The sequence below is a fragment of the Streptomyces sp. sk2.1 genome (assembly GCF_008120935.1).
In the GTDB taxonomy this organism is placed as follows: domain Bacteria; phylum Actinomycetota; class Actinomycetes; order Streptomycetales; family Streptomycetaceae; genus Streptomyces.
Map to the genome: position 1 here is coordinate 1 of NZ_RDBO01000148.1, position 8,350 is coordinate 8,350.

Here is an 8,350-nt window from a genome sequence, read left to right on the forward strand (position 1 = left end):
GCCTCCCTGGCCCGCGCATCCCGCACGTCCGCCGCGACCGCGGCCACGGACCACTGCGAGCCGCAACGCCTCGCCGACCTGTACTGCACCGCGGCCCGGCTCCGGCTGGCCGACCTCTGGCACCGGCTCGACCACGCCGCGTCCGAGGAGGCCGGCCGGTGGGGCCCGTCGGCGGCGAGCCAGGCGGTGCTCGGTCCGGTGAAGTCCGCGCCGCTCCCGCCGCCGTTCTCGAACCGCCCGGCCTCCTCGGACGCGGCGTGGTCGAGCCGGTGCCAGAGGTCGGCCAGCCGGAGCCGGGCCGCGGTGCAGTACAGGTCGGCGAGGCGTTGCGGCTCGCAGTGGTCCGTGGCCGCGGTCGCGGCGGACGTGCGGGATGCGCGGGCCAGGGAGGCCGACATGGTGAGCAGTTCGCCACTGATGCCGGAGAGGAGGATGAGCAGCCGCTGCCGGGCGACCAGATCGGCCTGGTCGGGGTGGCGGCGGGCCAGTTCGAGGCAGGTGCGGCCGAACCGGTGCACCGCCTCGGCGACCGCGGCCAGGTGTGTGCGGTTGCGGTCGGTCAGGATCGCGTCCCCGGGGTCCGCGGCGGGGGCGGGAGCCGTCATCAGTTCGTCCGCGTGGTCCGGTTCCGGGTAGTAGTAGGACAGGATTCCGCGGCCCGCGATCCAGTTGTCGATCTGGAAGTCGACGCCCCCGGAGATCCGCATGTTGCGGACGTCGCGAACGGCTTGTTCGAGCGGGATGGCGGGTGCTCCGCGCAGGGCCTTGCTGCGCGCGGTCTCGTATCCCTCCGCCGCCAGCAGCGACATCGTCCGGTCGGCGATCCGTCCGGCGGTGACCGATCCGATGTTCTTCGCCGCGTTCTGTTCGAAGGCCAGGTTCCTGGTCAGTCCCAGGTCCTCGGAGATCAGGGCGGCGCGTGCGACGCTCTCGACGGCGTACGTCTCGGAGAGGGACTCGGCGAGCAGGCGCCGGATCTCCTCGTACTCCCCGAGGGGGCGGCCGTCGACGGCGCGGCGGTTGACGAACTCCCGTGACCAGCGCAGGCAGAGCTTGGCCACCGCGAGCGAGGGCGAGACGATCATGTGGAGCCGGCCGCGCATGACGAGCCGGGAGACGGCCGGGGTGAGCCGTGACCGGTGTTCCGTGCCCGCCTCGACGAGTTGGTGCTCGGCGGGCACCCGGACGCCGTCGAGGACGATCCATCCGTTGGGGAACCCCCTGATGCCGGAGAACTCCTGGTGCCCGCCGTTGTGGAAGCCGGGGGTGTCCGCCTCGACGAAGAACACCCGGTTGCGTTCCGCACCGTCTTCGAGGACGGACGCGGTCACGCTGAACAGGGTGCCGACGGGGGCGTGTCCGACGAAGACCTTGTGTCCGTTCAGGACATAGGCGGTTCCTCCGTCGACCGGTTCGGCGGAGGTGGAGCGCCGTTGGTTCGCCGCCCCCTCGGGCTCGGTGTCGGCCGTCCCCGACAGCCCGCCGCCCACGACGTGCTTGTGCAGCAGTTCCTTGAGCGGGCCGTCGGGCACCACGGGCAGGAAGGCCGGGGCGCCGACGGAGTTCTCGATCCCCATGACCAGGGACACGGGGAAGCACCGGCTCGCGGCCGCCTCGATCATGCGGAAGGTGTTGAAGTGGGAGAGTCCCAGGCCGCCGAGCTCCTCGCCGAGCTGAAGGCCCAGGTACCCGCGGGAGCGCAGTTCGGCGAAGAGACCGTCGGGCAGCCGTCCTTCGGCCTCCACGGCGACCGGGTCGACGTGGTCGCGCAGGAACGCGTCGAGCGCGGCCACCGCCTCGTCCCCGCGTGCCCGGTCGGCGGGGTCCTGCTCGGGGAAGGGGTGGATGAGGTCCCACCGGAAGCGGCCCTGGTACAGCTCCTCCAGGAAGCTCGGCCGGTCGGGGTCGCTGACGAGGTTGCGGGTGCGCTGGGCCACGGGGCTCCTTTGCTGCGGTGCGGGGTCGGCTTCGCTGCGGTACGTGTTCGTGTCGACGGTCGGTCGGGGCGCCGGACGTCAGCCGACGGTCTCCGGGGCGGAGGTGAACTCCTGGGCCAGCGCCCGCCGGTCGGTCTTGCCCGTCGGGCCGAGGGGAAGTTCCGGCAGCACCACGAAGCGGCCGGGCACCAGATGCCGCGGCAGCCGGGCTCGGGCGACCGCGAGCAGGCGGGTGGCGACCTCGCCCGGGTCGGCGTGGTCGGCGACCGTCCAGCAGGCCGTCATCATGGGCTCGCCCACTTGGCCGACGGTCTTGACCACCACGAGGTCGCGCACCCCCGGCAGTACGCGCAGTACCGCCTCCACCTCGCCCGGCTCGATCCGGAAACCGTTGATCTTGACCTGGCTGTCGGCCCGGCCCGCGTAGCACAGCACTCCGCCGGGCAGCACCCTGGCCAGGTCCCCGCTGCGGTAGTGGCGGCGCGGTGGGCCGTCCGCGGCCGGGTGCTCCGCGAAGCGCTCGGCGGTCAGGTCCGGGCGGCCGAGGTAGCCGAGCGCGACTCCGCTGCCCGCCACGTGGATCTCGCCGGTCCCGCCGGGCGGCACGGGCGCGCCGTTCTCGTCGAGCACCCGCAGCTCCCATCCGTCGAGCGGTTCGCCCAGATCGAGTGCGAAGCCGGACTCCGCGTCCTGGGACGGGTCCCCGTCCAGCTCGGCGTCGGTCAGTGGCCGGGAGGTCACGAACACCGTCGTCTCGGTGATGCCGTAGGTGTTGACGAAGCGGGTGTCCGGGCCGAACGCCCGCCGCCAGGCACGTATGTCGGCCACGTCCACGCACTCGCCGCCGAAGATCACGTAACGCAGGCCGGGGGCGGGTGTGGTGCCGGGGCGCACGGCGCGCACCAGGTGGCGGAAGACCGACGGCACGACGTTGAGGACCGTGACGCGTTCGCGCACGAGCAGGTCGAGCATGGAGCGGGGCGAGCGGGCCGTCTCCTCCGGCACCACGACGAGCGTGGCGCCGTGCGCGAGCGCTCCCCACACCTCCCAGACGGAGAAGTCGAAGGAGGCCGAGTGGAACATCGTCCAGACGTCGTCGCCGTTCAGCGCGTAGCGGTCGTCGCAGGCCCGGACGAGCGCGCGCACGTTGCGGTGCGGAACCAGCACGCCCTTGGGCCGTCCGGTGGATCCCGAGGTGTAGATGACGTAGGCGGGAGCGGCGGGATCGGTCACGGCGGCCGGCGCCGCGTCCGGCGGGCTCTCCGGTTCCGGCAGGTCCAGGCGTACGGTGGGCAGCGCGGCCAGTCCCGCGGGCGGTTCCCGGTCGGACACGACGAGCGAGAGCGCGGCGTCCTCGGCGATGAACTCCAGCCGTTCCGCCGGATAGGCGGGGTCGAGCGGGACGTAGGTGTGGCCGCTCTTGAGCACCGCGAGCATGGCGACGACGGTGTCGGTGCCGCGTCGCAGGTGCAGGCCGATGCGGTCGCCGCCCCCGGGGAGCGACGCGTGCAGCCGGGCGGCCAGTCGGTCGGCGCGGTGTGCGGTCTCGGCGTAGGTGAGCGAGCCGCGGTCGTCGCGCAGGGCCGTCCGGTCCGGTACGCGTGCGGCCTGTGCGTCGAAGAGGTGGTGGAGGAGGCGGGGGGACTCGGTCGGGGCGTGTGTCATGGCGGAGAAGGGCCTTCGCTGGTCGGTGCGGCGGACGGGGTCAGAGCGCGAGGCGTACCGACAGGCGGCGCAGCCAGGCGTCGAGGTGGAGCACCATTTCGACGTCCGCGCGGCCGAGCCAGCCGCCCCGGTCCAGCAGGCGCGGGTCCTCGGAAACCCGGCGGGCGGCGGGCAGGTCCAGCAGCGGCCGGACCGGGGCGGCGGTGTCCGCCAGCAGGTCGCGCAGCCGCACCGTCAGCCGCTGCTTGTAGGCGGGGTGATAGGTGATCGGGAAGGGGACCTTCTGCCGGGTGAGGACGGATTCCGGCAAGAGGTCGCGGACGACGGCCCGCAGCAGGTCCTTCTCCCGGCCGTCGAAGGACTTCAACTGCCAGGGGACGTTGTAGAGGTAGTTCATCAGGCGGTGGTCGATGAAGGGGAACCGCACCTGGAGTCCCACCGCGGCGGCCAGGCGCTCGGAGTGCGGCACCGCCTGCTCGTAGAGCCGGGTCATGTGGAGGTAGTCGATCTCGCGCGCCCTGCGGTCGGCCGCGTTCGCCCCGTCCAGGTGGGGGACCTCGTCGCAGGCCTCCTGGTAGCGGGCGGCGCAGTGCCCGTTCAGGTCCACCGTGCGCAGCAGCTCGGGGTCGACGAGCCCGTTGCCGATGCCGTGGGGCATGCCGAGGCGGTGCGCCCGCTCGATCCAGGGGAAGGTGCGTTCGCGTTCGGTCACCGGCTCCCCCGCGGCGAACAGGCCGCCGAAGACCGCGTCGGCGCCCTCACCGCTGAGCACCGTCTTCTCGCTGCGGGCGATCCGGCGGTAGAAGAGGTAGGGGGTGAGGTTCTTGTCCCCGAACGGGTTGGGCGCGTCCTTGGCCGCGACCACTGCGGCCTCGGTGACCGGGTCGGTGAGTTCGTCCGGGGCTATCCGTACGTACTGGTGGTCGGAGCCCAGCCGTCGCACGACGTCCGCGGCGAAGGGCCGGTCGGGTACCGCAACGGCCCGTTCGCCGCCGAAGTCCACGGTGAAGGTGCGCGGCGGGGTTCCCCGCAGGGCGCCGGCGCATCCCGCGAGGGCGCTGGAGTCCAGTCCTCCGGAGAGGAGTACGGCCGGTGCGGCCCCCGCGCAGTCGCGCTCGATCGCGTCCTCCAGGAGCCCCCTGGCGGTCTTCACCGTCAGGTCGAGGTCGTGCCTGTGCGGCCGTGCCTCGTAGGTCCAGTAGCGCCGTTCGGTGATGCCGTCCGCCCGTACCCGCACCACGTGGGCGGCCTTGACCTCGTGCACGTCCCGCAGGACGGACCGGCCCGCCTCCCGTACCTGGGAGAGCGCGGCACACAGCCCGCGCGCGTCCAGTTCGGCGGGGACGAGGGGGTGTTCCAGGAGTGCGGCGACCTCGGAGGCGAAGACCAGCCCGCCGCCGGGCGGCCGGGCGTAGCTGAGCGGTTTGACGCCCACGCGGTCACGGCACAGCAGCAGTTCGCGGCTGCGCGCGTCCCAGGCCGCGAAGGCGAACAGTCCTTCCAGCCGCGCCGCCGCACCGGGTCCCCACGCCAGCACGGCGTGCAGGACCGTGGCGGCGTCGCCGCGTGCGTGGACGGTGTGTCCGCTCGCGGCCAGGGCCGTGCGCAGTTCGGCGGCGTTGGTGAGGGCGCCGTCGAAGGTGATGGCGCCGAGGGTCCGGCCGTCCTCCACGACTCGTTCGGGACCGGTGGCGGTGTGCGGTTCGGCCCCGTCCGACCGGTGGCCGAGGGACACGTGGCGGTCGGACCACAGTCCCTCGCCGTGCCGGCCGCGCGCCGCCAGCCGCGCGGTCATGGCGGCGACGGCGAATCCCTCGTGGGTCAGATCGCGCTGGTGGTCCACCCAGCCGGCGAGCCCGGACATGGCGTTCTCCTCTGTCGGTCTGCTCGTGGAACGGCGTGCGGCCGGCGACGCGCGGCCGCCGCACCTGCCCGGCCGTGTCGACGGGACGGCCCACCCGTAACGGCGCGTCACCGGGCCGCGGTCGGCCGCCCGGTGACCGCGGTCAGGCCCGCGCTGCCGCCAGCGCGCGGCGTATTTCGGCGGCCAGCGCCGGGGCGTGCCGCCGCCCCAGTACGGTCCAGTGGTCGCCCGGGACGGGACGGACGACCGCCCCCGCCCCGTACAGCGCGGCGAGTCGCCTGGTCAGCCGGGCCCGCCCGGCCGTGTCGGTGCCCGCCTTGAGCAGGAGCAGCCCGCCGCCCACCGGCCGGGGGCGGTGTCGCAGCATCGCGGTGATGCTCGCGTTGTGCACCCGTACGAAGTCGGTGCCCTCGCCCGTGGCCAGTCCGGCGACCACGCCGATGCGGGCCACCTCGCCGAATCGTCCGACCCGGTCGGTGCGGGCGGCCGGGGGCCGCCGGTTCCCGGCGAGCAGCCGCGAGCGGCCCTGCTGGAACACCGCCCCCAGCTGGAGGCCGATGCTCGGCAGCAGCCAGGACGGCAGGGCCCCGACCGGCAGGCCGCCGGTCGGCGGCAGGAAGCCGTCGATGCCGAGCAGCAGTTCCACCCGCTCCCCGGCCGCCTCCAGCAGCCGGGTCATCTCGTGGGCGACCATCGCCCCGTATGACCAGCCGCCCAGCAGGTACGGGCCCCGGGGCTGGATCCGGCGGATGACGGTGATGTGGTGCGCGGCGAGGGCGCTGAGCCGGGCCGGTGGTTTACGGCCGTCGTGGAGACCCGGCGACTCGATGCCGTACACCGGCCGGGTGTCGTCGAGGTGGTCGGCGAGTTGCTGGTAGCACAGGCTGCTCCCCGAGGCGGGCGGGACGAGGAACAGCGGGGTGCCCGGGCCGCCWTCCCTGAGGAGGGAGAGGTGGGTGGGGAGCGCGGCCCGGGTGGTCGTCCGCGGTGTCCGTCCGGTGTCGGGGCCGGGGGCTGCCTGCCGTACCGCGGCGACCAGGGCGGCGAAGGTGAGTTCCCTCGGCAGGGAGGCGGCGGGAACCCGGTGCCCGGTCCTGTTCCGTACGAGTCCGGTGAGTTGGACGAGCATCAGGGAGTCCCCGCCGAGCAGGTGGAAGTCGTCCCGGTCGGCTGCCTCCGGGACACCCAGTACTTCGCACCACAGGTCCGCGAGCACCGCGCCGAGGGTGTCCCGCGACGGCGCCGGTGACGGGCCGTCGACCGGTGTGTCCGGGCCCGGACCGGCTGCCGCGCCGCTCCCTGCCGCGCTCCGGTCGGGCTGCCGGTCGTGCGGCCCGGGGAGCCCGGCCGCGCGGTGCTCCGGAGCGCGGGGGGCGCTCGGCGGCGGGGCGGTGAGCCGGTGGGTGCCGGGGGTCGGCCGGTCCGCGAGCAGTGCCACCAGGGCGGCCGGGTCGGTCGCACCGGCAGAGGGAACTTCCAGGTGTTCCCACTCGGGGGTCCGCGGGTCCGGGTCGAGCAGGCGGCGGGCGTGCTGGGTCCGCCAGTCGTCGGGGTCGTCGGTCACGACCCAGGCGGGGCCCGCCGCGGGGAGCGCGGCACGCAGTTCCCGCCAGCGCGCGACGGCCTCCGGGGTGTGCGCGAGGGCGGGCAGGTACAGCAGCCCGTCCGGGGCGTCGGTCCCCGGGTCGCCGGCCCACGCGCTTCGCAGCCGCCGCACCGGTGCGGCACCGTCGTCCGCGGCACGTGCGGCGAGGACGACGAGGTGGTCGCTGTCGAGGCTCGCGGGCACCGGCCGCACGTCGGTGTATCCGGCCCCGTCGAGGGCGCGCAGCCAGGCCTTGGCGTCGAGGTGGATGGAGTCGGTCCGCAACTCGTCGGCGAAGTCCCACCAGCCCGGGGCCAGTCCCCACAGCACGTGGGACCAGCGGGGGATGTCGGTCACCTCCACCAGACCGAGCCGGCCGCCCGGTCGCAGCAGTCCCGCCAGGTGGCGGAGGGCGAGCGGCACGGAGGGGGTGGCGTGCACGACGTTGTAGCCGATGACCAGGTCGTAGCTGCCGGGTGCCAGTCCCTGGGGGGCGGGGTCCCGGCCGATGTCGTAGGTGGAGAACCGCATGCCGGCCAGGCCGAGTTCGGCCGCGCGGGCCTGTGCGCGGCGCACGATCAGCGGACTGATGTCGGTGAAGTGGTACTCGACCCCGTCGCGGCCGGGCCAGTCGGTGAGCAGTGGCCAGGTCAGCCGTCCGGAGCCCGCTCCGATCTCCAGGACGCGCAGGGGCCGGGTGTCGTCCCGGTCCCGCCGGGCGGTGGCGTCGCGCACGACGGTGCGCAGGGCGTCGAGGGCGGCGGCGTTGTCGTCGAGGGGAACCTCGTTGTCCTTGAGACAGCTGTGGAGGAACGTGTCGTCCGCGTCCGGGTAGAGGACCGAGACGGGGGTGCGTCCGCCGGTGAGGACGGCGGGGTAGGCGTCGGTGACGTGGTCCAGCATGCGCTTCAGGCCGGGGAGTCGGGCGAGTGCGTCGCCGCCGCGCAGCGCGTCCGCGATGCCTTCGGCCATGCCGTCCTCGGCGTACCAGTCCTCTCCCTCGCGGCGCAGCCACCCTTCCTCCACGAGCATGCGCAGGCAGAAGCCGACGAGTTCCGGGAGCCGGTCGTGGGGGTCGAGGCGGCGGCGCAGTTCCGCGTCGCCCGTCCGCTGCCCGGCGCCGAGGTCGCAGAGCGGGAGGATCCGGCGGCCCACGAGCCCGGCGCAGTAGGAATCCAGGGCGCGACTGAGCCGGGGCCGCCGGGTCAGGGGCGGCTCGGCGGTGTTCCAGGGGGCGGCGGCCACCGCCTCGGCGATGGGGCCGGAGCGGTCGGGGGCCGCCGCCCCCTGGAACACCGC

The 8,350-nt window shown here is 74.4% G+C and carries 4 protein-coding genes; all 4 read right to left on the reverse strand.

The window, feature by feature from the left end; translation table 11 throughout:
- Positions 1-1,937 (reverse strand): acyl-CoA dehydrogenase family protein (locus EAO76_RS41620; protein ID WP_148841433.1); only part of this gene is annotated, 1,937 nt, incomplete at its 3' end.
- A 78-nt stretch (positions 1,938-2,015) separates the two neighbouring features.
- Complete coding sequence (locus EAO76_RS41625) at positions 2,016-3,602, reverse strand: amino acid adenylation domain-containing protein (RefSeq protein WP_148841434.1); 1,587 nt, start codon at positions 3,600-3,602, stop codon at positions 2,016-2,018.
- Positions 3,603-3,642: 40 nt separating this feature from the next.
- Entirely contained in the window at positions 3,643-5,466 is a 1,824-nt protein-coding gene (gene asnB / locus EAO76_RS41630; RefSeq protein ID WP_148841435.1) for an asparagine synthase (glutamine-hydrolyzing), read from the reverse strand.
- Between the two features lie 142 nt (positions 5,467-5,608).
- Positions 5,609-8,350: alpha/beta fold hydrolase (locus EAO76_RS41635; protein ID WP_148841436.1), on the reverse strand; the 2,742-nt coding region annotated here is incomplete at its 5' end.

Excerpts from the sequence above, each read along its gene's own strand:
- EAO76_RS41625 (WP_148841434.1), bottom strand. The coding sequence starts at position 3,602 with ATGACACACGCCCCGACCGAGTCCCCCCGCCTCCTCCACCACCTCTTC.
- asnB (WP_148841435.1), bottom strand. The coding sequence starts at position 5,466 with ATGTCCGGGCTCGCCGGCTGGGTGGACCACCAGCGCGATCTGACCCAC.